25 protein-coding genes are annotated in these 26,106 nt (G+C 43.0%); 15 read left to right on the plus strand and 10 right to left on the minus strand.

What is annotated here, in order from left to right; translation table 11 throughout:
- Window positions 1-144 precede the first annotated feature (144 nt).
- The 5 genes from M1E86_RS01115 to M1E86_RS01135 all read right to left on the minus strand — a co-directional run bounded on the left by M1E86_RS01115 (window position 145) and on the right by M1E86_RS01135 (window position 3,532).
- Window positions 145-903, minus strand: coding sequence for a DeoR/GlpR family transcriptional regulator (locus M1E86_RS01115; RefSeq protein ID WP_004262881.1), 759 nt, complete (start codon window positions 901-903; stop codon window positions 145-147).
- 28 nt (window positions 904-931) lie between these two features.
- Window positions 932-1,777 (minus strand): rhomboid family intramembrane serine protease GlpG, encoded by an 846-nt coding sequence (gene glpG, locus M1E86_RS01120; RefSeq protein ID WP_125891764.1) that lies wholly within the window; start codon window positions 1,775-1,777, stop codon window positions 932-934.
- 16 nt (window positions 1,778-1,793) lie between these two features.
- Complete coding sequence (gene glpE / locus M1E86_RS01125; RefSeq protein WP_004262879.1) at window positions 1,794-2,117, minus strand: thiosulfate sulfurtransferase GlpE; 324 nt, start codon at window positions 2,115-2,117, stop codon at window positions 1,794-1,796.
- A gap of 89 nt (window positions 2,118-2,206) precedes the next feature.
- Window positions 2,207-2,785 carry a Fe-S biogenesis protein NfuA gene (gene nfuA, locus M1E86_RS01130; RefSeq protein WP_125891763.1) on the minus strand — a complete coding sequence of 193 codons (579 nt, stop codon included), beginning with the start codon at window positions 2,783-2,785 and terminating at the stop codon, window positions 2,207-2,209.
- A 63-nt stretch (window positions 2,786-2,848) separates the two neighbouring features.
- Entirely contained in the window at window positions 2,849-3,532 is a 684-nt protein-coding gene (locus M1E86_RS01135; protein ID WP_125891762.1) for a DNA utilization protein GntX, read from the minus strand.
- A 54-nt stretch (window positions 3,533-3,586) separates the two neighbouring features.
- On the opposite strand from M1E86_RS01135, the gene bioH reads away from it, so the two are divergent.
- A complete protein-coding gene (gene bioH / locus M1E86_RS01140) occupies window positions 3,587-4,366 on the plus strand; it encodes a pimeloyl-ACP methyl ester esterase BioH (protein WP_213913527.1) in 780 nt (259 codons plus the stop codon).
- A 49-nt stretch (window positions 4,367-4,415) separates the two neighbouring features.
- Here bioH and M1E86_RS01145 read toward each other — a convergent pair whose 3' ends face one another.
- The 4 genes from M1E86_RS01145 to M1E86_RS01160 form a co-directional block, all read right to left on the minus strand.
- Complete coding sequence (locus M1E86_RS01145) at window positions 4,416-4,649, minus strand: FeoC-like transcriptional regulator (RefSeq protein ID WP_125891760.1); 234 nt, start codon at window positions 4,647-4,649, stop codon at window positions 4,416-4,418.
- Window positions 4,650-4,660: 11 nt separating this feature from the next.
- Entirely contained in the window at window positions 4,661-6,979 is a 2,319-nt protein-coding gene (gene feoB, locus M1E86_RS01150) for a Fe(2+) transporter permease subunit FeoB (RefSeq protein WP_213913528.1), read from the minus strand.
- A 29-nt stretch (window positions 6,980-7,008) separates the two neighbouring features.
- Entirely contained in the window at window positions 7,009-7,239 is a 231-nt protein-coding gene (gene feoA, locus M1E86_RS01155) for a ferrous iron transporter A (RefSeq protein WP_004266125.1), read from the minus strand.
- Window positions 7,240-7,581: 342 nt separating this feature from the next.
- On the minus strand, window positions 7,582-9,912 hold the full coding sequence (locus M1E86_RS01160; protein WP_125891758.1) for a Tex family protein: 2,331 nt from the start codon (window positions 9,910-9,912) through the stop codon (window positions 7,582-7,584).
- 183 nt (window positions 9,913-10,095) lie between these two features.
- On the opposite strand from M1E86_RS01160, the gene greB reads away from it, so the two are divergent.
- The 14 genes from greB (at window position 10,096) to hemN (ending at window position 24,588) form a co-directional block, all read left to right on the plus strand.
- Entirely contained in the window at window positions 10,096-10,581 is a 486-nt protein-coding gene (gene greB / locus M1E86_RS01165) for a transcription elongation factor GreB (RefSeq protein ID WP_125891757.1), read from the plus strand.
- Window positions 10,582-10,697: 116 nt separating this feature from the next.
- Window positions 10,698-11,417, plus strand: coding sequence for a two-component system response regulator OmpR (ompR, locus tag M1E86_RS01170; RefSeq protein WP_004266122.1), 720 nt, complete (start codon window positions 10,698-10,700; stop codon window positions 11,415-11,417).
- Entirely contained in the window at window positions 11,414-12,745 is a 1,332-nt protein-coding gene (gene envZ, locus M1E86_RS01175) for a two-component system sensor histidine kinase EnvZ (RefSeq protein ID WP_426099227.1), read from the plus strand. Before ompR ends, envZ begins: the two co-directional genes overlap by 4 nt.
- 610 nt (window positions 12,746-13,355) lie before the next feature.
- Entirely contained in the window at window positions 13,356-14,399 is a 1,044-nt protein-coding gene (gene pstS / locus M1E86_RS01180) for a phosphate ABC transporter substrate-binding protein PstS (RefSeq protein ID WP_125891755.1), read from the plus strand.
- A gap of 131 nt (window positions 14,400-14,530) precedes the next feature.
- Window positions 14,531-15,487, plus strand: coding sequence for a phosphate ABC transporter permease PstC (gene pstC, locus M1E86_RS01185; RefSeq protein WP_125891843.1), 957 nt, complete (start codon window positions 14,531-14,533; stop codon window positions 15,485-15,487).
- 1 nt (window position 15,488) lies between these two features.
- Window positions 15,489-16,370: a phosphate ABC transporter permease PstA gene (gene pstA / locus M1E86_RS01190; protein WP_125891754.1), complete on the plus strand. Its 882-nt coding sequence runs from the start codon at window positions 15,489-15,491 to the stop codon at window positions 16,368-16,370.
- Between the two features lie 38 nt (window positions 16,371-16,408).
- Entirely contained in the window at window positions 16,409-17,185 is a 777-nt protein-coding gene (gene pstB / locus M1E86_RS01195) for a phosphate ABC transporter ATP-binding protein PstB (RefSeq protein ID WP_004262838.1), read from the plus strand.
- Window positions 17,186-17,198: 13 nt separating this feature from the next.
- Window positions 17,199-17,915: a phosphate signaling complex protein PhoU gene (phoU, locus tag M1E86_RS01200; protein ID WP_102138818.1), complete on the plus strand. Its 717-nt coding sequence runs from the start codon at window positions 17,199-17,201 to the stop codon at window positions 17,913-17,915.
- A gap of 253 nt (window positions 17,916-18,168) precedes the next feature.
- Window positions 18,169-19,008 carry an ABC transporter substrate-binding protein gene (locus M1E86_RS01205; RefSeq protein ID WP_213913530.1) on the plus strand — a complete coding sequence of 280 codons (840 nt, stop codon included), beginning with the start codon at window positions 18,169-18,171 and terminating at the stop codon, window positions 19,006-19,008.
- Between the two features lie 110 nt (window positions 19,009-19,118).
- A complete protein-coding gene (locus M1E86_RS01210) occupies window positions 19,119-19,871 on the plus strand; it encodes an amino acid ABC transporter permease (protein WP_125891752.1) in 753 nt (250 codons plus the stop codon).
- 1 nt (window position 19,872) lies between these two features.
- A complete protein-coding gene (locus tag M1E86_RS01215) occupies window positions 19,873-20,625 on the plus strand; it encodes an amino acid ABC transporter permease (protein ID WP_125891751.1) in 753 nt (250 codons plus the stop codon).
- Window positions 20,626-20,810: 185 nt separating this feature from the next.
- Window positions 20,811-22,145 (plus strand): NCS2 family permease, encoded by a 1,335-nt coding sequence (locus M1E86_RS01220; protein WP_213913531.1) that lies wholly within the window; start codon window positions 20,811-20,813, stop codon window positions 22,143-22,145.
- Between the two features lie 347 nt (window positions 22,146-22,492).
- Window positions 22,493-23,008 (plus strand): Der GTPase-activating protein YihI, encoded by a 516-nt coding sequence (yihI, locus tag M1E86_RS01225; protein ID WP_213913532.1) that lies wholly within the window; start codon window positions 22,493-22,495, stop codon window positions 23,006-23,008.
- 206 nt (window positions 23,009-23,214) lie between these two features.
- Window positions 23,215-24,588 (plus strand): oxygen-independent coproporphyrinogen III oxidase, encoded by a 1,374-nt coding sequence (gene hemN / locus M1E86_RS01230; protein ID WP_125891748.1) that lies wholly within the window; start codon window positions 23,215-23,217, stop codon window positions 24,586-24,588.
- Window positions 24,589-24,801: 213 nt separating this feature from the next.
- On the opposite strand, the gene ampC is transcribed toward hemN, so the two are convergent.
- On the minus strand, window positions 24,802-25,944 hold the full coding sequence (gene ampC, locus M1E86_RS01235) for a class C beta-lactamase (RefSeq protein ID WP_213913533.1): 1,143 nt from the start codon (window positions 25,942-25,944) through the stop codon (window positions 24,802-24,804).
- Window positions 25,945-26,106 lie beyond the last annotated feature (162 nt).

A 26,106-nucleotide genomic window follows, 5' to 3' on the forward strand; every position in this document is an offset into this window, starting at 1 on the left:
CACATAAAATATTGTTATTCACAATGGAAAAAAGAGAATTTCGCGCGAAAAAGAAAAAATGACGGTAAGGCTGAGGATTAAAATAGAGGAATAGCAAGAAGCATGATGGTAGTAGGAACTACCATCATGAGGATAATTTCTTGATTAACAAAGCTCTAATTGAACATTATGTTGCTCAATCACTTTGAGAATACTGTCTGGTGGCTGTTTATCAGTAAATAAGTAGTCAATCAGGTTCATATTACCCAAATTAACCATCGCGTTACGACCAAATTTAGAATGATCGGTGACAAGCATGACACAGCGTGAATTTTCAATAATCGCGCGCTTGGTACGAACTTCGTGGTAATCGAACTCAAGCAATGAGCCATCCATATCAATACCACTGATACCCAAAATACCGTAATCAAGCCTAAATTGAGAAATAAAATCGAGGGTCGCTTCACCAACAATACCGCCATCTCGTGAACGTACTTCACCCCCGGCTAAAATGAGGCGAAAATCTTCTTTTGGCATCAGCAAGGTGGCGACGTTAAGGTTATTGGTCACCACGCGTAGGTTTTTGTGATTAACCAATGCATGGGCAACGGCTTCGGGGGTGGTACCAATATCTATAAACAATGTTGCACCATCAGGAATTTGGCTCGCAACATGTTGCGCGATACGCGCTTTTTCATCTGACCACATGATTTTACGGTCATTATAGGCCGCATTTACCGAACTTGAAGGCAGTGCTGCGCCACCGTGGTGCCGCTGAATTTTATTTTGTTCAGCGAGATCATTGAGGTCTCGACGGATTGTTTGAGGGCTAACCTCAAAGTGTTCGACGAGTTCTTCAGTACTGACATATCCCTGAAGACGCACAAGTTCCACTATTGCATCATGTCTCTGGGTTTGTTTCACAGCGTTAGCCTCTAATTATTAAAATGTTTTATCTGGAGCTCTGGTGTTTAAAACTGTGTCTATTATCCCATACTCCCATTAATAAGCCGATAATTAACCCTGAAGTATGTGCGGCATTGGCGATATGCATGCCTAAAACATCGAAATAACCGAAAAAAAGCCAGATAATGGAAAAAATCATTAACCCTCGAGGAACGCTAATGCCACTTTCAGGGCGACGTTCACCCGTTAACCACACATAACTGACAAGGGCATAGACAACACCGGATAATCCGCCAAAGTTGTTTTCACTAAATAGCGATTGTCCCCAGTTACTAAACAGCGCAGAGACCAGTAAGATAGTGAGTAACTTACCCGTCCCGAGTTTTCGCTCTACTTGCCCAGCCAAAAACCACCAGAGCGCAAGGTTGAAACCAATATGTGATAGCGAAAAGTGCACCAATGCAGGGCTAAACCAGCGCCAAAGCTCAGTTTGTTGGTCGCCAATAGGCCATGCCAAATAACGTAGAACTTCACGGGCATCAGTCATTTCTACCCAAAGATATACAACAACCGATAACAAAATAACAGCGATAGTTAAAGGGCCAGATTGCTCTTTAAGATAACCCCAAGTTAGGTAATTGCGATATTGAAATTGAGTATCTGCGCTTCCTGTGTGCCAACTGGCTTCTAGGTAGCGGGGGTGATTTGGGTCTTGTAGAAAAATATCTAATTCTTTTTGGACTTGAGGTTGAAGCTGCTCATCTTCTAGCCAAAGCTCAAAGACGGCTTGTTCCTGTGATGGCTTTATTTTTAGGTGAATATTTTTGCTCGCCATATAGTCAACAAAAGCTTGCGCCATTCTGGGATTAGCAAAGGAGGTGATGTGGATCATGAATGCGTTTTCTCATCTAGAGAGCCGTAACGGCTTGTGGATATTCCCTTAACCATGCTTCAAATCCACCATTGATGCTATACACCGATTCAAAGCCTATGTTGATCAGATACTGTGCAGCACCTTGGCTACTATGCCCATGGTAACACATCACCATAACAGGTTGTTCGTAATCCGTTTGTTCTAGAAATTGGCTCAGTGACTCATTGGTGAGGTGATAGGCCCCACTAGCATGGCCTGCACGAAAACTTTGTGGGTCTCGCACATCTACCAGTATGGCGGTGCCGTCTAACCAATGTTGATAGGCTTGCTCTGGTGTTAATGTTTCAAAATGGTCCATAAAATACCAAATACAGTAAGTAACAACCCATAAAAGGTTAAATGATAGGCACCCGTAAAGAACCGAGTGCCAAATATTCGTGGTATTGATTAGTAGAAAGAGTGCTCGCCACGTTGGTGCTCAGTCAGGTCTTTAACGCCTTTTAACTCACCTACAAACATTTTGAGAAGTTCTTTTTCGATACCTTCTTTAAGGGTGACATCGACCATTGAACAACCGTTACAGCCGCCACCAAATTGCAGAATTGCAAAGCCTTCATCGGTGATTTCCATCAGGGAAACACGGCCACCGTGGCTGGCAAGTTGTGGGTTAATTTGTGACTGTAAAACATACTCAACACGCTCAATTAATGGTGCGTCATCAGAGACTTTACGCATTTTGGCGTTCGGTGCTTTTAATGTCAGTTGTGAGCCGAGTTGGTCGGTGACGAAGTCAATTTCGGCATCATCCAAGAAAGGGGCGCTAATTTCATCAACATAAGCAGATAACTTCTCGAACTTTAGTTCTTTATCTGTGGCTTCAACGGCACCCGGAGGGCAGTACGACACACCGCACTCAGCGGTTGGCGTGCCTGGGTTGATAACAAAAACACGGATTTGAGTTCCTGGCTCTTGATTTTCCAACAACTTGGCAAAATGAGCCTGTGCTGCTTCAGTAATATTAATCATAATCATTTGCTCAATAATAGTTGACTGCTTTAGTTGGTTATAATACGCCCATTTACCCCTTTCCTACAAGGTGCGACACAGTGACCATGCATCAACAGTATGCGCTCCCGCACAAATCAACAATTGTGCTGCACTATTCATGGTAGAACCTGTTGTAATAACATCATCAATAACAGCAACATGTAGGTTTGAAACCGAACTGTTTAAGGTAAATGCTCCCTTTAGGTTATTTCGGCGATACTCACGTTTTAGTGTAGTCTGTGCCAGTGTAGCACGACTACGCAATAATGAATTTTGCGAATAGGGAATATTTAACCATCTGGACAAATTTTCACCTATTAATGCCATGTGGTCAAATCCTCTCCACCATAGGCGGTGACGATGCAGTGGAATGGTGATGATTAAGTCTGGTTTTTGCCATTGTTGTTGGCGATAACCTGTGAGCCAAAATAATGCAAAAATACGTGCTAAAGTAGAAGCAAGCTGAGGTTGTTTTTGAAATTTAAAACGATGAATTAACATACGTAAAGCGGCTTGGTATGGGGTTACAGTGATAATTCTTTGCCATGAGGGAGGGCTCTTTAGGCAGCGTCCACATTCCATGGTCGGCTGCTCACAGGGTAAAGCGCAGCGTAAACAGCAGGTTGGCATTTTAGGTAGTCCTTTGAGGCAAAAATGGCAAATCCCCTGGTGAGATAATTTTAGTGATTGATGGCATAGCCAGCAGCCCCCCTCCATTGTTAGCATAGTAGCGTCCCGTTAAAACGAATTGGCAAATAAATGAATGAAGAGAGTGTAACGATGGCAAAGTTATATTGGCAGACCGTTGGTGAAGGTAAACAAGATCTTGTATTGCTGCACGGATGGGGGCTGAATGCGCAAGTCTGGCAAACAATTATTCCGCGAATCGCTTCGCACTTTCGGGTTCATTTGGTTGACCTTCCGGGGTATGGGCGGAGCCAAGGTTTCTCCCCCATGAATATTCAATCGATGGCGAATATTTTGTGGGAGCATGCCCCTAAAAACGCGATTTGGCTTGGTTGGTCACTTGGTGGGCTAGTTGCAAGCCGTATCGCGCTTGACCATCCCTATGAAGTTAAAGGGCTCATTACGGTTGCTTCCTCCCCGTGTTTTAAAGCCAAAGAAAACGGTTGGGCAGGGATCCGGCCAGAGGTTTTATTGGGTTTCGAGCAGCAACTTTCGGCCGATTTTCATCGCACAGTCGAGCGTTTTTTAGCATTGCAGACATTAGGGACAGAAAGCGCCAGAAACGACGCAAAAACCTTGAAATCTGTGGTACTCGAACAGCCTATTCCAACGGTTGAAACATTAAATGCAGGGCTTGAATCATTGCGTACCGAAGATTTGCGCGAGGAATTAAAACAGTTACCGATCCCCTTCTTACGCATTTATGGCTATCTCGATGGCTTGGTACCGCGCAAAATAGTACCAAGTTTAGATGAGCTGTATCCGAATTCGCCATCCGTGATTATGCGCAATAGCGCTCACGCGCCATTTATTTCTCATCCTGATGAGTTTTGTGAATACCTGTTGGATTTTCAAAGTCGTATTGAGGAATAAATAAAAAAATCAGCCTAATTCGAGGCTGATTTTTTTTGTGGTGTGCTTATTATTTGATTTTATACACAAAATGAGTGCAATCAGTGCTTTCAGGGCAGCCTTTACAGCTACTGCCTGTTAAACAAGCACTGATATCAACTTGTTCAATTTTCTCTAAGCTGACGAGCTTCTCAACCATCGCTTGAATCAATGGAATTGGTGTATTTAGCTGCTCACTGAGTAGCGCGATGTCAGCTTGCCCATATAAGGCGATTAAATCTCTTACCTGTAGCAAGCTGGTCATCGTTTTATTCCTTAGTGGCAAGCATCGCTTGAACAGCCAGAACATTGCTCGGCGGTTCTGTTTTTGATGTTCAAGGTTACGCGGCTACGCATGCGACGTAAGAATATGAACAAGGCAAGGTTGAACAGAACAACCGCGGCTATAGTAATCAAGCTACTTTGTGGGTGTTCACTGAATGTGGCGACTTGGTAAAACAGAGCTGCAAGGCTATAAGCCACATTCAAGCCCCATAGAATGGAGAAGCTCATCCAACTTTTGTTGGTTTCACGTGCGATAGCCCCCATCACCGAGACACAAGGCACATACAGCAAGACGAAGATCAGGTAGCTATAGGCTGCAACCCCTGAGCCAAATTTCGCGGCCATGGTGCCCATTGAGCCGGATTCCATCTCTCCATCGCCTTTACTAGCTTCGATAGGGTTCGATAACGCGCTTAAGGTAAAGGTCTCTTTTAAGCTATCCCAAGTTTCAGAAACCGCATCTCCCAGCTCTTCCCATAAGTTGAAAGATTCTGCATCAAACGGCTCAGAAGTAATGGCTTCAGCGGTATACAGGGTGTTTAGTGTACCCACTACCACCTCTTTGGCCATCGCCCCGGTAATCAACCCAACAGTTGCTTGCCAGTTATCAGCATGCACGCCAATTGGCTGTAAAGCAGGGGTTATCACTTTACTGACAGAAGCCAGTGCGGAGTCATTAATATTATCAACGGGCTTACCAGAGAATGAGAAACTATTTAATGCGCCAATAAAGATACTGGCAACGATGATAACTTTACCTGCGCGCACTACGAAGCCTTTGAGGCGTTGCCATGTTTGAATCAGCAGTGTTTTGATGTGCGGTACATGGTAAACTGGAAGCTCCATAATAAATGGAGAGGCTTCGCCACGCATCAGGGTATGTTTGAGTAGTAACCCAGTTAAGATAGCGACAACAATCCCTAAAATATAGAGAGAAAAGACTACACTTGCTCCATTTTTGCCAAAGAAAGCGGCAGCAAAAACGGCGAAAATGGCCAGCCTTGCACCACAAGACATAAACGGTGCCATTAAGACCGTAATTAGCCTTTCGCGCGGTGCATCGAGCGTGCGTGCGCCCATAATCGACGGTACGTTACAGCCAAAACCGACAATCAAAGGCACGAAAGATTTACCCGGTAAACCTAAGGCTTGCATGAGGCGGTCCATCACGAAAGCAGCTCGCGCCATATAGCCCGAATCTTCCAGTATTGAAAGAAACAGATACATCATCCCAATTTGTGGCACTAACGGTAAAACCGTGTTAATACCGCCACCAACACCTTGGGCAAGGAAAATAGTTAGCCAATCAGGGAAGCTAAAGTAGGCACCAACCCACTGAATACCATGAATAAATATCGCTTCTGACGCACCTTCAAAGAAGGGTTGTAAGGCGCCACCGATGTTGATGGCTAAAACGAACATCAAATACATCACAAACAAGAAAATAGGTACACCGAGCCAACGGCTCAGAATAAATTTATCCAGTGATTGTGTTAGTCGATTTGGTTCAGCGGCACTATTGTTAATCGCAGCATTGCAAATGGTCGCAATAGATTGATAACGTGCGTCGGCAATGAGTAATTCGGGTTCTTCGTTTAAGCTTTCTTTCAGTGTTTGGCGTATCGCCAGCAATTGTCCTTCAGATATTTCTGCGCGTTGGCGGCTATAGATATCCCCTTCGAGGATCTGCAATGCTAACCAGCGGCGTTGCTGGTGGCTAAATTGTTGTGCTGAAATTTGTTCAGATAATGAATCTACAGCTTGTAATAATTGTGCTGGATACTCTACAAGAGCTTGTTGGTTGTTTTGTGGATGTGTATCAATGGTTTTTTTCAGTTTATCGATACCCGTTGCTCGAGTTGAAACCATTGGGATCACAGGACAACCGAGCTGTTTTTCTAACTCAGCAATATTAATATCAATATGTTGGCTTTGAGCGATATCCAACATATTCAAGGCGACAATACATGGAACGCCTAACTCGACTAATTGCAATGTCAGGTAGAGGTTACGCTCTAAGTTGGATGCATCGACAACATTAATGAGCATGTCTGCCTCACCACTTAAAATAAAGTAGCAGGCGATTTGTTCGTCAAGAGAGGTTTGCTCAGAAATGGTGGTCAAAGAATAGGTGCCGGGTAGGTCAACAAGCTCGATTTTGTGGTCATCTGTATGGAAGCGGCCCACTTTTCGTTCAACAGTGACCCCCGCCCAGTTACCGACCCGCTGCCTTGACCCTGTGAGCTGGTTGAATAAGGTCGTTTTGCCTGCATTGGGGTTACCAATTAAGCCGATAGTTAATCGTTTCATAGTGTTTGCCAATAATAAAAAAGAAATACTTAAACGGTGGTCGCTTCATCTAGATTGAGTAGAGCAAGATCTTTTTTACGCAGCACTAAGCTGACGCGGTGAGTTTCTATTTGAACAGGATCACCAAAAGGCGCTAAGCGCACCACTTTAAAGACAGAACCCGGAAGTAAACCGAGTGAGAGTAGTTTTTGTCGGTATGCAGGGCTGATTTCTGGAGAGAAACCAAGTATTTTGTAACTGCATTGAGGAAGTATTGCCATAGTGTCTTCCTAATCATTTAATTAATAATGATATCGATGACAATTGTTAAAGAGTGCAATTGCTCAGGTAAATAAGGTCGCCAAACAAAAATAAATCTAATTAACAATGAGAATCATAATCATCCACCTTTTGTTATATTTAGCCTCTTTTTTCGTCAATTTGACTTGATGTGGATCAACGAAGCATTGAGTTTACGGTGTTCCGCTAGCGAAATTAATGGTGGAGTCAGTGAAGGGAAGGGGGCTGAATTATACTCAATACATTGTTTGATTTAATCAATAACAGCATTATTTATTGAAATAGGCACCACAATAGGTACATTGCGATGCCTATAAAGAAAGTTAACGTTTCTTACCGAATGCCGCGGCAAGGGCATCACTCATGGCACTGTTACCCGAAGATGCGTTGTTTTGGCGTGAGTTACCTCTTGATTGAGGCGCTTTACGTGTATTTTTATCCTGTTCAGGGGCTGCACGGCGAGGAGAACTATTAGAATCCCCCGCTTGTTCATCTAAACGCATCGTTAGTGCAATACGTTTGCGTGCAATGTCCACATCTAACACTTTGACTTTTACAATGTCGCCTGCTTTTACCACCTTGTGTGGATCTTCGACATAACTATTTGAAAGTGAAGAAATATGAACTAAACCGTCTTGGTGAACACCAATATCCACAAAAGCACCGAAGTTGGTCACATTGGTGACTGCACCTTCTAAAATCATGCCAGAAGTCAGGTCATTCATGGTTTCGACACCTTCGGCGAAGGTGGCAGTTTTAAACTCAGGACGTGGGTCACGCCCCGGTTTTTCTAACTCTTTAATGATATCAGTGACGGTTGGAACCCCGAATTGCTCAGTGGTGAAATCACGTGGGCTCAAGGCATTAAGGACTTGTGAGTTACCCATAATTTCTTTGAGTGGCTGGCGGACAGACTCAAGAATTTTTTCAACAATCGGGTAAGCTTCAGGGTGAACAGTAGAAGCATCTAACGGGTTTTTACCATCAGTGATACGTAAGAAGCCCGCGCATTGTTCAAAGGCTTTTGGCCCAAGACGTGCAACTTTGAGCAACTGCTTTCTATCACTAAATTGGCCATTTTGGTCACGCCAATCTACCACGTTTTGCGCAATCATTTTGCTTAGACCGGCAACGCGAGTCAGTAAGGCAACGGAAGCGGTATTCAAATCAACACCAACCGAGTTTACACAGTCCTCGACGACTGCATCGAGTTTACGCGCTAATTGTGTTTGGCTGACATCATGTTGATATTGGCCAACCCCAATGGATTTAGGGTCAATTTTCACTAATTCAGCCAGCGGGTCTTGTAGGCGACGAGCAATGGATACGGCACCGCGCAACGACACATCTAAGCTTGGAAACTCTAGCGCTGCAAGTTCAGAGGCCGAATAAACAGAAGCCCCAGCTTCGCTGACAATCACTTTCTGTGCAGTGACTTCAGGGTATTGTTTTTGGACTTCAGCAAAGAAACGTTCCGTTTCACGAGAAGCGGTGCCGTTACCAATTGCCACTAATTCAACATTGTGTTTTTGGCAAAGTGCGGCCACGATGGTTGCTGCTTTTGCGGCTTGCCCGGTATGTGGGTAAATCGTGTCGGTAGCAATTAATTTACCTGTCGCATCGACGACTGCTACTTTTACCCCAGTACGCAAGCCAGGGTCTAAGCCCATGGTGGCACGCATTCCCGCTGGCGCCGCCATCAGTAAGTCACTGAGGTTACGCGCAAACACGTTAATAGCTTCCTCTTCAGCTTTTTCGCGCAGTGAGCTCATCACTTCGGTTTCTAAGTGCAGTAATATTTTGACGCGCCATGTCCAACTGATCACGGCTTTACGCCATTGGTCAGCAGGCGCATTGTTTAAACGAACATCTAAATGGCGGGTAATAATTTCTTCACAGTAACTCTCTTTTGGCGGTTCATCGAACTGAGGGTCACAGTTTAATGAAAGCTGTAAAATACCTTCGTTACGACCACGGAACATCGCAAGGGCTCGGTGAGAAGGCACCTGAGCAACGGGTTCGTGATGTTCAAAGTAGTCACTAAATTTCACCCCTTCTTCTTGCTTACCTTCAGCAACAACAGAAACAAGGTGGGCATTTTTCCAAATATAGTCACGAACTTTCGCTAAAAGAGCTGCATCTTCGGCGAAACGTTCCATAAGGATGTAGCGAGCACCATCTAAAGCGCCTTTAACGTCAGCCACACCTTTATCCGCATCGATATAGGTTTTAGCGAGTTCATCAGGTGACTGGCTTGGGTCATTCCACAGGGTATCTGCTAAAGGCTCGAGCCCTGCTTCAATAGCAATTTGCCCGCGGGTGCGACGTTTTGGTTTATAAGGAAGATACAAGTCTTCAAGTTCGGTTTTATTGAGCGTCGTGTCAATAGCGGAGGCAAGCTCTGGTGTCAATTTACCTTGTTCTTCTATCGACTTGAGGATGGTTTGCTTACGGTCATTTAATTCACGCAAGTACCCTAAACGGCTTTCTAACTGGCGAAGCTGAGTATCGTCCAACCCACCGGTAACCTCTTTACGGTAACGCGCAATAAACGGGACAGTATTTCCTTCATCTAATAGCGTGATTGCAGAAAAAACTTGTTTCGGCTGGGCTTGCAGTTCCGCTGCAATAATTTGGCTTAGAGTTTCATTCATGTCGAGTTTCAATACCTACTGTTTAAATACCTACTGGAAGAACAGTTAAAAATTTATTGCACTGTTATACTTGGTGGTAACGAGAATTTCCAGACTGAATTTGAGCCTATTGGTAGGAAAGTCTCAGATTATGTTCTATAAAATATTATAATTATGGGTTCCATTGGCTAATATTTGAAGGTTATGACTAAAAGTCTTTTAATTACACGTGAAGGTTGGGATGCGTTAGATAAAGAATTGAAGTACCTGTGGAAGGATGAACGTCCTCGGGTGACTCAATCTGTTTCAGAGGCCGCAGCTCAAGGGGATCGCTCAGAAAATGCAGAATACATTTACGGCAAAAAAAGGTTGCGTGAAATTGATAGACGCATCCGTTTTTTATCCAAAAGGCTAGATCAATTAAGAATTATTGAGCCTGATCCTCGCCAAGAAGGCCGTGTCTTTTTTGGCGCATGGGTTAAACTAGAAGATGAAAATGAAAATATCAGAATATTCCGTATCGTCGGTGCTGATGAATTCAACCCGACAAAACAATGGATTTCAATTGATTCTCCCGTAGCGCGAGCCTTGATAGGCAAACAGGTTGATGATGAAATAACAGTAAATACGCCAGGAGGGCAGGTGACTTATTTTGTATTAGAAATAAGTTATCGGCCACTAACCTTCTGAAGTGTAAAATGATTCATTAAATCCCATGTTAGTGGTAAATTAGTGAGCATTAATATTGTTTTACTTACATTCATTAAAAAAATAATTTGAAAGATGCACATCTTGAGGGCTACAAAATGCAGGAAAGTTATAAGGTTCTTGTCGTCGATGATGATATGCGTTTACGTGCGCTGCTGGAACGCTATCTCACTGAGCAGGGTTTTCAGGTAAGAAGTGCTGCAAACGCTGAACAGATGGACAGAATCCTGACAAGGGAATCTATTCACCTGATCGTCTTAGATTTAATGCTACCGGGCGAAGATGGCTTATCAATTTGTCGTCGCTTACGTAGTCAAAATAACCCAATTCCAATTATTATGGTGACAGCGAAAGGCGAAGAAGTGGATCGCATCGTTGGCTTAGAAATTGGTGCGGACGACTATATTCCCAAACCTTTTAATCCACGGGAATTGCTAGCTCGTATTCGTGCGGTATTACGTCGTCAAGCTAATGAATTACCAGGTGCGCCATCTCAAGATGATGCGATAATTACCTTTGGTAAATTCAAATTAAATCTTGGAACGCGAGAAATGTTCCAAGGCGATGAAAATATGCCGTTAACTAGCGGTGAATTCGCGGTGTTAAAAGTATTAGTTTCCTATCCAAGGGAACCGTTGTCGCGTGACAAGTTAATGAGCTTAGCCCGGGGCCGTGAGTACAGTGCGATGGAACGTTCTATTGATGTTCAAATCTCACGTTTGCGTCGCATGGTTGAAGAAGACCCAGCACATCCTCGTTATATTCAGACGGTTTGGGGATTGGGTTATGTGTTTGTTCCGGATGGAAGTAAAGCATGAAGCGACTGAGGTTTTCAAGGCGTAGTACATTTTCTCGCTCGTTATTTTTATTTGTAGCCTTACTGTTTGCGAGCCTCGTAACCAGCTATATGGTTGTGTTGAATTTTGTTGTGATGCCTAGCTTACAACAATTCAATAAGGTATTGGCATACGAAGTAAGAACATTAATGACAGAGAAAATGGTTCTACAAGATGGAACCTCAGTGCGGGTATCTCCCGCGTTACGTAAGAAAATCTACAATGAATTAGGGAACACTTTTTATGCACATTCAGCAGCGATGGAAGAAGGGCTGAATTGGGCGAAAGAGTATGATTTCCTAAGTGAACATATGTCGGAATATATTGGTGGCAAGGCGAGTGTTCACCTCGAATTGGGCCGAGAGTACCCCATTCTATGGCTAACGTCTTATCTTGCACCTGATATTTGGGTTCGAGTTCCACTGACTGAAATTGGCCAGAACCAGTTCTCCCTTGTTTTTCGCTATACATTAACGATTTTTCTCACGATTTTTGCGGGGGTATGGCTGTATATACGTTACCAAAACAAGCCGTTGCTTGAATTGGAGTACCACGCAGGTGAAGTCGGTAAAGGGGTGATTTTGCCCCCAATGCAGGAAAAAGGTGCCACCGAGGTCAGGGCCGCCATCCGTTCTTTTAACCACATGGCTACAGGGATTAAAACCTTAGAAAACGACCGAACTGTCTTAATGGCAGGGGTAAGCCATGACCTAAGAACCCCCTTAACTCGTATTCGTTTAGCAACAGAAATGATGAGCCCAGAAGATAGCTATCTGGCTGAATCCATTAATAAAGATATTGAAGAGTGCGATGCAATTATCGGCCAATTCATGTCTTACCTGAAAACGGGTCAAGAAATGGATATGGAATTCTGTGACCTTAACGCTATCTTGATGGAAGCAGTGAACTCAGAAAGCAGCGTCGTCGGCGAAATTGAAACCGCACTTGAGCCAGGCTCAATGATTGTGAATGGTAACCCATTAGCGATAAAGCGTGCTATTACGAATATGATAGTCAATGCATATCGTTATGGTAATGGCTGGATCAAGGTCAGTAGCGGTAAGACTGAAGACTCAGTTTGGTTCCAAGTAGAAGATGACGGTGCAGGTATCAAAGAAGAAGATATTCACCGCCTATTCCAGCCATTTGTTCAAGGTGAGAAAGCTCGCAGCAACAAAGGAACAGGGTTAGGTCTGGCGATTATTCGCCGAATTGTCGATGCCCACGAAGGGAGTATTGAGATCCATAAGAGTGAGCGTGGTGGGTTTGCGATTAGGGCTCTACTTCCCCTCAAAGAAAAAGAAGACTAAATACTCTTCACACTTTGCGCCGCAGCGTTGTTGGCTGCGTTCGGCTACTCGGGTCACATACTTGTGTATGCTCCCCGAGATATCCTCTCTGGCCGCCTAGCTGCAACACAAATTGTCTTGAGTATTGTTTGTATTAAGTAGGAAAAGAGGCTCTCTTTTTATGGAGCCTACCTACAACTTGAACTATTTAGTGCTATCCTTTTACTCTTCACACTTTGCGCCGCAGCGTGTTGGCTGCGTTCGGCTACTCAGGTCATATACTTGTGTATGCTCCCCGAGCTATCCTCTCTGGCCGCCTAGCTGCAACACAAATTGTCTTGAGTATTGTTTTAGGGTTGCAGGATAAAAATATTTTTCGCTTTTATGACAGTCTGTCATTTTTCTTTTTGACATCAACTTTGAAATAATAATTTTTTAACCATTTGAATTATATAGCATAAAATCTAATCCATCTTCGTTTTTGTTTCCTCGCCAGTGAAAAAATCAGCAATTGTCATAAAACTGTCATAAAAACGACATGTTGTCGTAACGAAATTGTCCTATTTTTCCTACCGTGACATACACCCAACAATTTTATACTTGATTGTTTCTATACATCCCCGGAGGGATTATGAAAATGACGCGTACCACCTTAGCAAGCGTAATGGCAGCAACTTTATCTCTGACTGCAATGTCTTCTTTTGCTGCTACCAGCCTGACCGGAGCTGGCGCGACCTTTCCTGCTCCTGTTTATGCGAAGTGGGCAGACTCTTATCAGAAAGAAACAGGTAATAAAGTAAACTATCAGGGGATTGGTTCTTCTGGTGGTGTCAAACAAATTAATGCAAAAACAGTTGATTTCGGTGCATCTGATGCCCCATTGACTGATGAAAAACTCAAAGAAGATGGCTTATTCCAGTTCCCAACCGTGATTGGTGGTGTTGTACTGGCAGTGAACGTGAAAGGCATCGAATCTGGCCAATTAACGTTAGATGGCAACACGTTAGGTGACATCTATTTAGGCAAAATCACTAAATGGAATGACCCAGCAATCGCTAAATTAAACCCAAATGTTAACCTACCAGACCAAACAATTGCAGTTGTAAGACGTTCTGACGGTTCTGGAACTACATTCGTATTTACTAGCTACTTAGCAAAAGTCAGTGCAAGCTGGAAATCAGACGTTGGTGCGGGTTCAACCGTTAATTGGCCGAAAAATAGCGTAGGCGGTAAAGGAAATGATGGCGTTGCCGCTTTCGTACAGCGTTTACCAGGTTCTATCGGTTATGTTGAATATGCTTACGCAAAACAGAACAACCTTGCGTATACTAAATTAATCTCTGCCGATGGCGAAGCGGTTTCACCAACAGGTGAAAGTTTCAGCGCAGCAGCGAAGAAAGTTGACTGGTCTAAATCTTTTGCTCAAGATTTAACAAACCGTGATGGTGCGAATGCATGGCCGATTACTTCAACCACATTCATCTTAGTTCACAAGCAGCAAGCGAATGCGGAAAAAGGCAAAGCGGTTCTCGATTTCTTCAACTGGGCTTATGACAAAGGTGGTAAACAAGCGGAAGCATTAGATTACGCAATTCTACCTCAAGAAGTCGTGGCTGCAGTACGTACTGCATGGAAAACAGAAGTTAAAGATAGCCAAGGTAAAGCATTATTCTAGGTGAACTTAGCTTTTTTAAGTGCACTTAGGGTTGGAAATGGCGGGTAAGTGCTGAGGAACAGGACTTACCCGCTCATCGTTGTAACGCAATCCTGTAGATAAAGAACAGGAATGAAATGAGAACAAAGCGCATGGCCGAGAAAACAACGGCATTTAAAGCTCCCAGCAAATCAGGTGATGTGATTTTTGGTGCACTGGTAAAAATTGCCGCGCTGATCACATTGCTAATGCTTGGTGGCATCATTATTTCCCTTATTTTTGCATCTTGGCCAAGTATGCAAAAGTTTGGGTTTTCGTTTTTATGGACTAAAGAATGGGATGCTCCGGCGGAAGAATTCGGTGCCCTTGTGCCTATTTATGGCACTATCGTTACATCGTTAATTGCTCTGATTATCGCCGTTCCTGTTAGTTTTGGTATAGCGCTATTCCTAACAGAACTGGCTCCCAATTGGCTAAAACGTCCGCTTGGTATCGCGATTGAACTCCTTGCTGCTATCCCTAGTATCGTTTATGGGATGTGGGGGTTATTTGTTTTTGCACCTCTGTTTGCGGAGTATTTTCAAGAACCCGTTGGTAATGTGATGTCGAGTGTACCGATTGTCGGTGAACTATTTTCAGGGCCTGCATTCGGGATCGGTATTTTAGCTGCGGGGATTATCCTCGCGATTATGATTATTCCCTACATTGCGTCCGTGATGCGCGATGTATTTGAACAAACGCCTGTGATGATGAAAGAGTCAGCTTACGGCATTGGTTGTACGACATGGGAAGTGATTTGGAATATCGTGCTGCCGTATACCCGCAATGGGGTTATTGGTGGTGTGATGTTAGGCCTTGGCCGTGCGCTGGGTGAAACCATGGCGGTGACTTTCGTGATTGGTAATACTTACCAACTTGATAGCGCATCACTGTTTATGCCTGGAAACAGTATCACCTCGGCACTGGCAAATGAGTTTGCGGAAGCAGAGAGTGGCTTGCATACCTCGGCCTTGATGGAACTTGGACTTATCCTGTTTGTTATCACTTTCATTGTGTTAGCAATTTCCAAGTTGATGGTCATGCGTCTTGCGAAGAATGAGGGCCGTTAATATGTCGATATCTCAACCTATCGCAGTGAATGAAAAAGAGCGAGCACGCCGTCAAGCGTGGCGTCGTCAAGTTAACAGAATGGCGCTATTTGTCTCAATGTTAACCATGGCTTTCGGTTTGTTCTGGTTAGTGTGGATTTTATTTTCTACAGTCACTAAAGGGATTGATGGCATGTCTCTCAATCTATTTACTGAAATGACTCCACCACCGAATACGGAAGGTGGTGGGTTGGCAAATGCCATCGTAGGAAGTGGTTTATTAATCTTATGGGCGACGGTTATTGGTACGCCTTTAGGGATTTTAGCGGGAATTTATTTAGCAGAGTATGGCCGTAAGTCATGGTTAGCTTCAGTTACCCGATTTATTAATGACGTTTTATTATCAGCTCCATCAATCGTTGTAGGGTTGTTTGTGTACACCATTGTGGTTGCACAAATGCAGCACTTCTCGGGTTGGGCTGGGGTCGTGGCGCTTGCATTGCTGCAAATTCCAATTGTTATCCGAACTACTGAAAACATGTTGAAATTAGTTCCAGATAGCTTGCGTGAAGCTGCTTATGCACTTGGCACACCAAAATGGAAAATGATTTTATCTATTACGCTAAAAGCGTCTGTGTCAGGGATTATCACTGGGATCTTGCTAGCGATTGCGCGTATAGCGGGGGAAACCGCACCGCTGCTGTTTACTTCACTGTCGAATCAGTTCTGGAGTACAGACATGAGCGAACCCATTGCTAACTTACCGGTGACAATCTTCAAATTTGCAATGAGCCCATTCTCTGAATGGCAAGAGCTTGCATGGGCAGGGGTTCTTTTAATTACCCTATGTGTCCTGCTCATTAACATCATTGCACGTGTTGTTTTCGCACAGAAAAAACACTAAGCGCCAGATAAATAAAGATTTAGAGAGAAAAGCAAACCATGATTAATGCAAACGATATTGCAAATAGTAAAATTAAAGTCCGTGACCTCAACTTCTATTATGGCAAGTTTCACGCACTGAAAAATATCTCTTTAGACATTGAAAAAAATAAAGTAACTGCATTTATCGGCCCATCAGGCTGTGGTAAATCGACGTTATTACGCACCTTCAATAAAATGTATGAATTGTATGGCGAGCAGCGCGCAGAAGGTGAAATTTTACTGGATGGCCAAAACATCCTGACTGATAAACAAGATATCGCACTGCTACGTGCAAAAGTCGGCATGGTATTCCAGAAACCAACCCCATTCCCGATGTCAATCTACGATAATATTGCATTTGGTGTGCGTTTATTTGAAAAGTTATCTCGTGTGGAAATGGATGAACGCGTGCAGTGGGCGCTAACAAAGGCTGCGTTATGGAATGAAACCAAAGATAAGTTACACCAAAGTGGTTATAGCTTGTCGGGTGGACAGCAGCAGCGTCTTTGTATTGCTCGTGGTATTGCTATTCGCCCAGAGGTTCTATTATTGGATGAGCCTTGTTCTGCCCTTGACCCTATTTCAACGGGTCGAATTGAAGAACTGATTAGTGAATTAAAATCAGAATACACCGTGGTGATTGTTACCCACAATATGCAACAAGCTGCACGCTGTTCTGACTATACGGCTTTCATGTATCTAGGGGAGTTAGTTGAGTTTAACCATACTGACAAAATGTTTACTACCCCAGAGATGAAGCAAACTGAAGATTATATTACTGGCCGCTACGGTTGATATGGAGCCGACGATGGATACGCTGAATCACAACAAACATATATCGGGGCAGTTCAATGCTGAACTGGAACATATCCATACTGAATTAATGACAATGGGAGGGCTGGTCGAAGAACAGCTCACCAAAGCCATTACGGCCATGCATAATCAGGATGAAGCCCTTGCGCGTGAAGTTATCGAAAATGACCATAAAGTCAATATGATGGAAGTGGCCATTGATGAAGAATGCGTTAAGATCATTGCGAAGCGCCAACCAACAGCGAGTGACTTGCGTCTGATTATGGCGATTTCGAAAACCATTGCTGAGCTAGAAAGAATCGGTGATGTTGCGGACAAAATTTGCCAAACTGCATTGGAAAAATTCTCTCATCAACATCAGCCTCTGTTAGTGAGCTTAGAATCATTAGGCCGCCACACAGTACAAATGCTACATGATGTATTAGATGCATTCGCACGAATGGATCTCGAGGAAGCTATTCGTATCTACCGTGAAGATGAGAAAGTTGACCAAGAGTATGAAGGTATCGTGCGCCAATTGATGACTTATATGATGGAAGACCCGAGAACGATCCCGAGCGTATTAACAGCACTATTCTGCGCTCGTTCAATTGAACGTATCGGTGACCGTTGCCAAAATATCTGTGAGTTTATTTTCTACTATGTGAAGGGGCAGGATTTCCGTCATGTGGGGGGAGATAGTCTTGAAAAAATGTTGACTAAAGACGATTAAATACTCATCTGATGGGGTATTTCTTTAATGACTATTGGCGTAAGTTTTTTCTACAGACTTTCTTCTTGCTCAATAAGAGTCTATTGATGGTTTAACCATGTTTGGGGCGCTTTGTTATCAAGGCGGCCCTTTTTTGTTTATTTGTATATGTCATTTTGGCATAAATATATTATTTAATATTATTTCAAGTGCTAAGCAATAATTGATAGCGTGTGATGGTCGATTTACAAAAATTTACCGTCAGGGGTATTCAATGAAAGCTCGTATTCTAACAACTGTTTTACTTACAGGTTTAGCGCTGACAGCGAATGTCGCTAGCGCAGATAAATTGGATGATATCAAACAAGCGGGTGTGATCCGTATTTCGGTATTTGATAGCAACCCACCATTTGGTTTTATTGATCCAAAAACTAAAAAGTTAGCGGGTTATGATGTTGATATAGCACAAGAAATAGCAGATAGTCTAGGGGTTAAGCTTGAGCTTCGTCCTACTAACCCAGCAAACCGTATTCCACTCCTGACTTCAGGTAAAGTTGACCTAATCGGTGCCAACTTTACCATTACAGATGAACGCGCAAAACAGGTTGATTTTTCTATCCCTGATTTTGCGACAGGCCAAAAATTTATTGCTCGCAAAGGTGTATTAAAAACACCTGACGACATCAAACCACTACGCATTGGTGCAGATAAAGGCACCGTGCAGGAAGTCACTTTACGTGAACGTTTTCCTGACACAAAAGTGATTTCTTATGACGATACCCCGCAAGCGTTCGCGGCACTGCGCAATGGTAACGTCCAAGCTATCACTCAAGATGATGCAAAACTGGTGGGCTTATTAGGTAATTTACCTGAAAAAGTGAAGGCAGATTTTGAAATTTCTCCATTTAGCCTAACGAAAGAGTACCAAGCATTGGCAGCAAGCAAAGGCGAAACGCGTTTGGTTGAAAACGTCAACGAAACACTGTTGAAACTGGAAAAAGAGGGTAAAGCTGAGGTGATCTATAACCGTTGGTTTGGGCCAGAGACCAAAGCCGCACAGCCACGCGGAGACTTTAAATTCGCACCTCTGAGTGAGCAACAGCCACAGTCTTAATGGGGAACGGTAAGTACTCAGTGATTTCAAGCCCCGCACTCTGTGTGGGGTTCTTGGTTATAAGGGATGAGTTTTTAATCACAAGCTGTGAAAGCAATAGGTCGTGAGCCATGTTTGAAAAATTTTTAAATGGTGATTTTTGGTCTGCTCATTTATTGGCACCGCAATATCTAGAGTGGTTTGGCTACGGCTTTTTGATCACCGTTTGGATCTCGATTTGTACTATTATTGCAGCGACGGCATTGGGCTTTATCGTTGCATCAGCAAAGGATAGCCAAATTGCACCTGTGCGTTGGGCCGTGAATATCTATATCTCTATTTTCAGAAATACGCCTTTGTTGGTGCAGCTATTTTTTTGGTATTTCGCTTCCGGTGAAATTTTACCGTCTGTTGTGATGGAGTGGCTTAATACCCCCCATGAGATCCATTTACTTGGAATAACTGTGGGTTGGCCGTCATTTGAATTTTTAGCGGGTTTTATTGGTTTGACCCTGTATACCGTGCCGTTTATAGCTGAAGAAATTCGTGCTGGGATCCGCGGCGTTCGTCAGGGGCAAAAATATGCGGCATTTGCTTTAGGACTAACTTCATGGCAAGCGATGAGGTTAGTAGTGCTTCCTCAAGCAGTAAAAATCGCCATGCCTCCGCTATTGGGCCAATATATGAATGTGGTGAAAAACTCATCATTAACAATGGCGATAGGTGTTGCTGAATTGTCTTATGTTTCTCGCCAAGTAGATAGCCAAACATTACAAACTTTCGCAGCCTTTGGCGTGGCAACCGTTTTGTATATCGCCATTATTGCAGTAATGGAAGGTTGGGGCCAGTGGCGTCAGCAGCGTAATTTGGCTCAGGGGGTATAAGATGGATTTTTCGATTATTGAGCAGAACTGGCAATATTTGTTATTTGGCACTTTCCCGGATGGCCCATTAGAAGGCGCGGCACTGACGTTAGTTATTAGCTTGCTTGCAGGAGCAGCTTCTATTGTATTAGGCACATTGGGTGGGATTGCATTAGCTATGCTGAGTGGTTTCTGGGTTAACCTATTCGCTGCAGTATTAGGTTTCTTTCGCGCAATTCCCGTCATTATGCTGATTTTTTGGACCTATTTCTTGTTGCCGATGTTATTGGGCACGGAAATTCCTGGGATAGCGACAGTGGTATGTGCATTGGCATTGATTACCTCTGCATATTTGGCTCATGCCGTGAAAGCGGGTATTTTAGCGATAGGTAAAGGGCAGTGGCAAGCAGGGATGTCCTTGGGGTTTAGCCGCTGGCAGGTATTGTGGAATATCGTATTACCACAGGCTTTACGTATGATGGTGCCGTCATTTATTAACCAGTGGGTGGCATTAATTAAAGATACCTCATTGGCTTATATTGTTGGGGTCGCTGAACTGTCCTTTTTGGCGACACAAGTGAATAACCGTGAAATGGTTTATCCTCTTGAAGTTTTCTTATTCGTCGCATTTATTTATTTTGTGATGTGTTTTGCGGTAGAAATTATTGCAAATAGGGTAGCGAAAAAGCTGAGTGCACAACATCAACCTCAGAAACTGGCGGCAAAACATCGCTTATTATTTTGGCGTCGACAAAAGCTATTAGCACTTTCTTAAATTAAAAATGGCGGTTAAATAGCCGCCACTTCCTCTATTCGTTACCATCAATTCTTTTACTATTTCACCCTAGTGTATCAGTTAGTTAGGACGTTTTTACCCATAACAGCTTACGCAATCGTTTTCTTTTGTGATTTTTAATTGTAGTATAGGGCGAAAAAAACTTTTTTTGGGCGCGATATCTAATGAGTAATCAATCTTCTAGCTCGGCACAACCGCAGGGCTTGTTTCAGCGTGTTTTTAAATTACAAGAACATGGCACCACAGCACGGACAGAAGTTGTTGCAGGCTTCACCACCTTCCTGACGATGGTATATATCGTTTTTGTTAACCCTCAAATTCTCTCAGTTGCAGGCATGGATATCAAAGCGGTGTTTGTCACCACCTGTCTGATTGCCGCTATTGGTAGTATTTTGATGGGGCTGTTGGCAAATTTACCGATAGCAGTAGCACCTGCTATGGGGCTGAATGCTTTTTTTGCTTTCGTTGTAGTTGGCGCGATGGGCTATTCATGGCAAGTTGCAATGGGGGCCGTATTTTGGGGAGCAGTTGGGTTATTTATTCTGACACTATTTCGTATCCGTTATTGGATTATTGCCAATATCCCGCTTAGTCTTCGCGTCGGGATCACGAGTGGTATCGGCTTATTTATTGCGATGATGGGGCTGAAAAACTCCGGCATTATTGTTGCGAACCCGGACACGTTAGTCTCTATCGGCAATTTGACTCACCATAATGTTTGGCTGGGAGCCCTAGGTTTCTTTATTATCGCTATTCTTGCTGCACGCAATATTCATGCCGCTGTATTAGTGTCTATTGCAGTGACAACACTGATTGGTCTTGCTCTGGGGGATGTGAAATATTCTGGGATCTTCTCAATGCCGCCAAGTATTACAAGTGTGGTGGGTCAGGTTGATTTTTCTGGCTCTTTAGATTTAGCGTTATCTGGGGTGATTTTTGCCTTTATGTTAGTCAATCTGTTTGACTCATCAGGTACCATGATTGGTGTGACTGACAAAGCGGGTATAACGAATGAACGCGGGACTTTCCCTCGAATGAAACAAGCGTTATATGTGGACAGCTTGAGCTCTGTTGCAGGTTCAGCAATGGGGACATCTTCTGTCACTGCATATATCGAAAGTTCTTCTGGTGTTTCTGTTGGTGGGCGTACAGGTTTAACTGCGATTGTCGTTGGTATTTTATTCCTATTGACCATGTTTATCTCTCCTCTTGCAGGTATGGTTCCAGCTTATGCCACTGCGGGTGCCTTGATTTACGTGGGCGTGCTGATGACTTCAAGCTTAACTCGCGTGAAATGGGATGACTTAACGGAGTCTGTACCCGCTTTTATTACGGCAGTGATGATGCCATTTAGTTTCTCAATCACAGAAGGTATTGCACTAGGCTTTATTGCGTATTGTGCAATGAAAATTGGTACCGGACGTTGGCGTGATCTGGGGCTATGCGTGATTTTAGTTGCGACGATGTTCCTACTAAAAATGGTGCTCGTCGACGCCTAATATTCGTCATACTTCAAGCTGTGGCGTCGTTGTCTTTACTCGGCTACTCGGGTTACATACTTATGTATGCTCCCCGAGATAACCTCGATTGACGCCTAGCCACAACTTGAATTATTTAGAATATTGCTCAAAACGTAAATCTCTATTCTTAGTACAAGCCTCTTCAACCAGCTTCCCTTTTTGTTGCTTGCATGCAACTCCAATTATTTAAGGTATAATCAATAAAGTACTATTGCGAAGGCAGGGTGGGATAAAAAATCCACTGAAATTGCAAACTAGTGCTTTCCCCCTTTATGGGATCCTGCTAGATTTCGCAGCAGAAACTGACTTTATCAAGGTATCAGACCATGAATGCACCAAAAAAACCGGCTGCTAAGCCAAAGAAAAAATACCGTAAAACGAAAGAAGAGATAAATGCGGAAGGCCGTGAGCGTAAGCGCGAGAAAAAACATCGTGGTCATAAATCCGGTAGCCGTAACCAAGAATCTGTGTCTAACAGTGCGAAAGGTGGGGAGTCTACCACTAAGGATCCACGCATTGGTAGCAAAAAACCGATCCCATTAGTTGTGGAAGATAACAAACCGACAGCACGTCCAGTGGTGAAAGAAAAGCCAGCCACTAAAGAAAAACTGCCACCAGAAAAAGAGCTGGAAATGCTAGAAAGCGACGATCGTTTAGATAGCATTTTGGCGCGTCTGGAAGATGGCGAAACTATCACAGCACAAGAACAACAGTATGTTGATACGTGTTTAGATCGTATTGATGAATTGATGAATATTCTCGGTATTGAGTTCAGTGAAGAAGAAGAGGAAGAAGACGAAGAAAAACTTGATGACATTATGCGCATCTTAAAAAGTAAATAATTTCGTTTAAAAGATCCCTCGTGCTAGCGGGGGATTTAGCTATTTTTTCTGCTAACTCACTTTTCTTTGATGTTGTATCAAATCTCTTTTCGCTAACATACTTTATAATATTATTTAAGTTGTGAAACTTTCACACTCACCAAATAACAATTAAATAAGGTGCAATCCATTGTATGGTTTGAGCTTTTGGTCAATTGAGGAATGTTATGTCAGAGCAAAATATTGTTTGGGATCTTTCTCTCATTCAAAAATACAATTATTCAGGTCCACGGTATACCTCATATCCCACTGCCTTGGAGTTTAACCAAGAGTACGATGAGAATGCGTTTGTTCAAGCAACACAGCGTTATCCTGACCGGCCTTTATCGCTCTATGTTCATATCCCTTTTTGCCATAAGCTTTGTTATTTCTGTGGCTGTAATAAATTAGTGACGCGGCAAAAACATAAAGCCGATGAATATCTTCAAGTAATTGAAAAAGAAATTATTCAACGAGCCTCGTTATTAAAAGGTCGTTTGGTAAGCCAGATGCACTGGGGTGGGGGCACTCCAACTTATCTCGATAAAACTCAAGTCAGCCATTTGGTTGGTTTATTGAAAACACACTTTAATTTTGCGGATGATGTGGAGATGTCGATTGAAATCGACCCGCGTGAAATTGAATTGGATATGATAGACCATCTGCGCCATGAAGGGTTTAACCGTTTAAGCATGGGAGTACAGGATTTTAATAAAGAAGTTCAGGTGTTGGTTAACCGTGAACAGGACGAAGAATTTATTTTTTCCCTAATTAAACGTGCCAAAGAAACGGGTTTTACCTCAACGAGTATTGATTTGATTTATGGTTTACCTAAGCAAACCCCTGAAAGCTTTGCGTTTACCCTAAAAAAAGTGGCTGAGTTATCACCAGATCGCTTAAGTGTGTTCAATTACGCGCATTTACCTAATTTATTTGCGGCACAGCGTAAAATTAAAGATGCAGATTTACCGAGTGCAGAACAAAAACTCGATATTCTGCAAGACACCATCGCGACTCTCACCAGAGATGGCTATCAATTTATAGGCATGGATCATTTTGCTCGTCCTGAAGATGAACTTGCCGTGGCACAACGGGAAGGGGTTTTACACCGTAACTTCCAAGGATATACGACTCAAGGCGATTGTGATTTACTGGGGCTAGGCGTTTCTGCGATCAGTATGTTAGGCGACAACTATGCACAAAATCAGAAAGATTTGAAAACCTATTATGCGCAAGTTGAAGAGCAGGGCCATGCGCTGTGGCGCGGCCTCGTTTTAACTGATGATGATTGCCTGCGTCGTGATGTGATTAAAATCTTAATCTGTAATTTTCAATTGGATTTCGCACAAATCGAAGAACTATATCCTATTGATTTTAAATCTTATTTTAAGGAAGATTTAGAGTTACTGAAACCGATGGTTGAAGATGGGCTGGTTGAAATGAGTGAAATGGGGATTAAAGTGACGCCTCAGGGACGTTTACTTATTCGGAATATTTGCATGTGTTTTGATGTTTATTTGCGGAATCAGATGAGGCAGCGGCAGTTTTCCCGTGTCATCTAAATACTCTTCATAATTCGTGCTGTCGCGTTGTTGTCTTTAATACTCTTCATATTTCGCGCAATAGCTGCGTTGGCCTTATTCGGCTACTCGGGTCATATACTTTTGTATACTCCCCGAGATAGCCGAATTTTGCCGCCTTGCTCTAGCACGAACTATTTTGAGTATTACTGGTTCGTTATCTGATTATTTAGAACATTGGATGTTCTGCGTGGGCTAGTGTTTCGCTTTTTCGATTAGCTGGTAGGCCGCAGTGATGCGGTCAGGGATTGGATACCATTTGTTGGATAAAATAATAATACCCACTTGGTTTTCCGGAATAAATGCCGCATAGGTTGCAAAACCATTGGTTGAGCCGGTTTTATTGTAGAAAGCTTGTGTTTCTGGCGGTAGTGCTGGTGTAATCGCTTCGACCTTTTGTGGCTGTAATGCCATTTCATCTCGGTTACCTTGCTGTAATTGAGAAATGGATACAGGCCATGAATAACTTTCCCACATCATATCTTGCACAAATGAATCGGTCATATAGAACCCTGCATGCGTGTTCTCTATGGCTTCCTGCCACGGTTTAGCGACTTTCTTTGTTTGCATATTAATATCTAAGAAGCGAATTAGATCTCTCGCATTCGATTTCAAACCATAAGATTCAGCATCTAAAATTTGTGGTGTTACACGAACGGGTTGGTTGTTCTTATTATAACCTTGAGCATAATTTTTCTGTTGATTTTTAGGGACATGAATATAGGTATGTTTTAGCCCTAGCGCAGGCAGCATCAGTTTTTCCATCGCTTGTTCAAATGGCATTTTGAGTTGTTTAGCCGTAACGATACCGAGTAGCCCCACGCCAAGATTTGAATAAGAGCGATACTGTCCAATGGCTTTGGTAGGTTTCCACTGCTGATAATAATGGATTAACTCCGCTGAATTTGTAATGTTATCAGGCACAAATAACGATAAACCCGAAGTGTGAGTTGCCAAGTTCATGATTGTCACTTGGTCAAAAACAGACCCTTTTAATTCAGGAAGATAGTGGCTTACCTTTTGCGAGAAATCGAGTTTTCCTTGGTTTTGTGCGTAGGCTGCGAGTGTGGCAGTGAACGTTTTAGATAAAGACCCAATCTCAAATAAAGTCTTATCACTGACAGGGACTAAGTCTTGTTTAGATTGCACACCATAGTGATAAATATAGTGCTTTCCATCAACGGAAATTGCGACAGACATCCCTGGGATCTGTTTTTGTTCCATTAGAGGTTTAATTATATTATCGACATCCGTTTGCGTGAGAGCATGGGTGGATAGCGTTGTTAACGCCAAGCTGAGCGCGATAAAAATTCGCCCCTGACGAAAAAAAGTTTTCATAGAGTTATTCCAATAAATACAAGTTTAAGTTATTGCTAACAGGAACAGGAAAGCATTTCATTGTGAATTAAAAGTGCTTTAATATACGATTTTCAGCGGATAATCCGTGTTTGAAAAATAGTATGCATGCTCTCAAACATTATTTAAAACGATATAAAATTC

Source organism: Providencia sp. PROV200, from assembly GCF_049901995.1.
In the GTDB taxonomy this organism is placed as follows: domain Bacteria; phylum Pseudomonadota; class Gammaproteobacteria; order Enterobacterales; family Enterobacteriaceae; genus Providencia; species Providencia rettgeri_E.

Excerpts from the sequence above, each read along its gene's own strand:
- glpG (WP_125891764.1), bottom strand. The coding sequence starts at position 1,777 with ATGATCCACATCACCTCCTTTGCTAATCCCAGAATGGCGCAAGCTTTT.
- glpE (WP_004262879.1), bottom strand. The coding sequence starts at position 2,117 with ATGGACCATTTTGAAACATTAACACCAGAGCAAGCCTATCAACATTGG.
- nfuA (WP_125891763.1), bottom strand. The coding sequence starts at position 2,785 with ATGATTAATATTACTGAAGCAGCACAGGCTCATTTTGCCAAGTTGTTG.
- M1E86_RS01135 (WP_125891762.1), bottom strand. The coding sequence starts at position 3,532 with ATGCTAACAATGGAGGGGGGCTGCTGGCTATGCCATCAATCACTAAAA.
- bioH (WP_213913527.1), top strand. The coding sequence starts at position 3,587 with ATGGCAAAGTTATATTGGCAGACCGTTGGTGAAGGTAAACAAGATCTT.
- M1E86_RS01145 (WP_125891760.1), bottom strand. The coding sequence starts at position 4,649 with ATGACCAGCTTGCTACAGGTAAGAGATTTAATCGCCTTATATGGGCAA.
- feoB (WP_213913528.1), bottom strand. The coding sequence starts at position 6,979 with ATGAAACGATTAACTATCGGCTTAATTGGTAACCCCAATGCAGGCAAA.
- feoA (WP_004266125.1), bottom strand. The coding sequence starts at position 7,239 with ATGGCAATACTTCCTCAATGCAGTTACAAAATACTTGGTTTCTCTCCA.
- M1E86_RS01160 (WP_125891758.1), bottom strand. The coding sequence starts at position 9,912 with ATGAATGAAACTCTAAGCCAAATTATTGCAGCGGAACTGCAAGCCCAG.
- greB (WP_125891757.1), top strand. The coding sequence starts at position 10,096 with ATGACTAAAAGTCTTTTAATTACACGTGAAGGTTGGGATGCGTTAGAT.
- ompR (WP_004266122.1), top strand. The coding sequence starts at position 10,698 with ATGCAGGAAAGTTATAAGGTTCTTGTCGTCGATGATGATATGCGTTTA.
- envZ (WP_426099227.1), top strand. The coding sequence starts at position 11,414 with ATGAAGCGACTGAGGTTTTCAAGGCGTAGTACATTTTCTCGCTCGTTA.
- pstS (WP_125891755.1), top strand. The coding sequence starts at position 13,356 with ATGAAAATGACGCGTACCACCTTAGCAAGCGTAATGGCAGCAACTTTA.
- pstC (WP_125891843.1), top strand. The coding sequence starts at position 14,531 with ATGGCCGAGAAAACAACGGCATTTAAAGCTCCCAGCAAATCAGGTGAT.
- pstA (WP_125891754.1), top strand. The coding sequence starts at position 15,489 with ATGTCGATATCTCAACCTATCGCAGTGAATGAAAAAGAGCGAGCACGC.
- pstB (WP_004262838.1), top strand. The coding sequence starts at position 16,409 with ATGATTAATGCAAACGATATTGCAAATAGTAAAATTAAAGTCCGTGAC.
- phoU (WP_102138818.1), top strand. The coding sequence starts at position 17,199 with ATGGATACGCTGAATCACAACAAACATATATCGGGGCAGTTCAATGCT.
- M1E86_RS01205 (WP_213913530.1), top strand. The coding sequence starts at position 18,169 with ATGAAAGCTCGTATTCTAACAACTGTTTTACTTACAGGTTTAGCGCTG.
- M1E86_RS01210 (WP_125891752.1), top strand. The coding sequence starts at position 19,119 with ATGTTTGAAAAATTTTTAAATGGTGATTTTTGGTCTGCTCATTTATTG.
- M1E86_RS01215 (WP_125891751.1), top strand. The coding sequence starts at position 19,873 with ATGGATTTTTCGATTATTGAGCAGAACTGGCAATATTTGTTATTTGGC.
- M1E86_RS01220 (WP_213913531.1), top strand. The coding sequence starts at position 20,811 with ATGAGTAATCAATCTTCTAGCTCGGCACAACCGCAGGGCTTGTTTCAG.
- yihI (WP_213913532.1), top strand. The coding sequence starts at position 22,493 with ATGAATGCACCAAAAAAACCGGCTGCTAAGCCAAAGAAAAAATACCGT.
- hemN (WP_125891748.1), top strand. The coding sequence starts at position 23,215 with ATGTCAGAGCAAAATATTGTTTGGGATCTTTCTCTCATTCAAAAATAC.
- ampC (WP_213913533.1), bottom strand. The coding sequence starts at position 25,944 with ATGAAAACTTTTTTTCGTCAGGGGCGAATTTTTATCGCGCTCAGCTTG.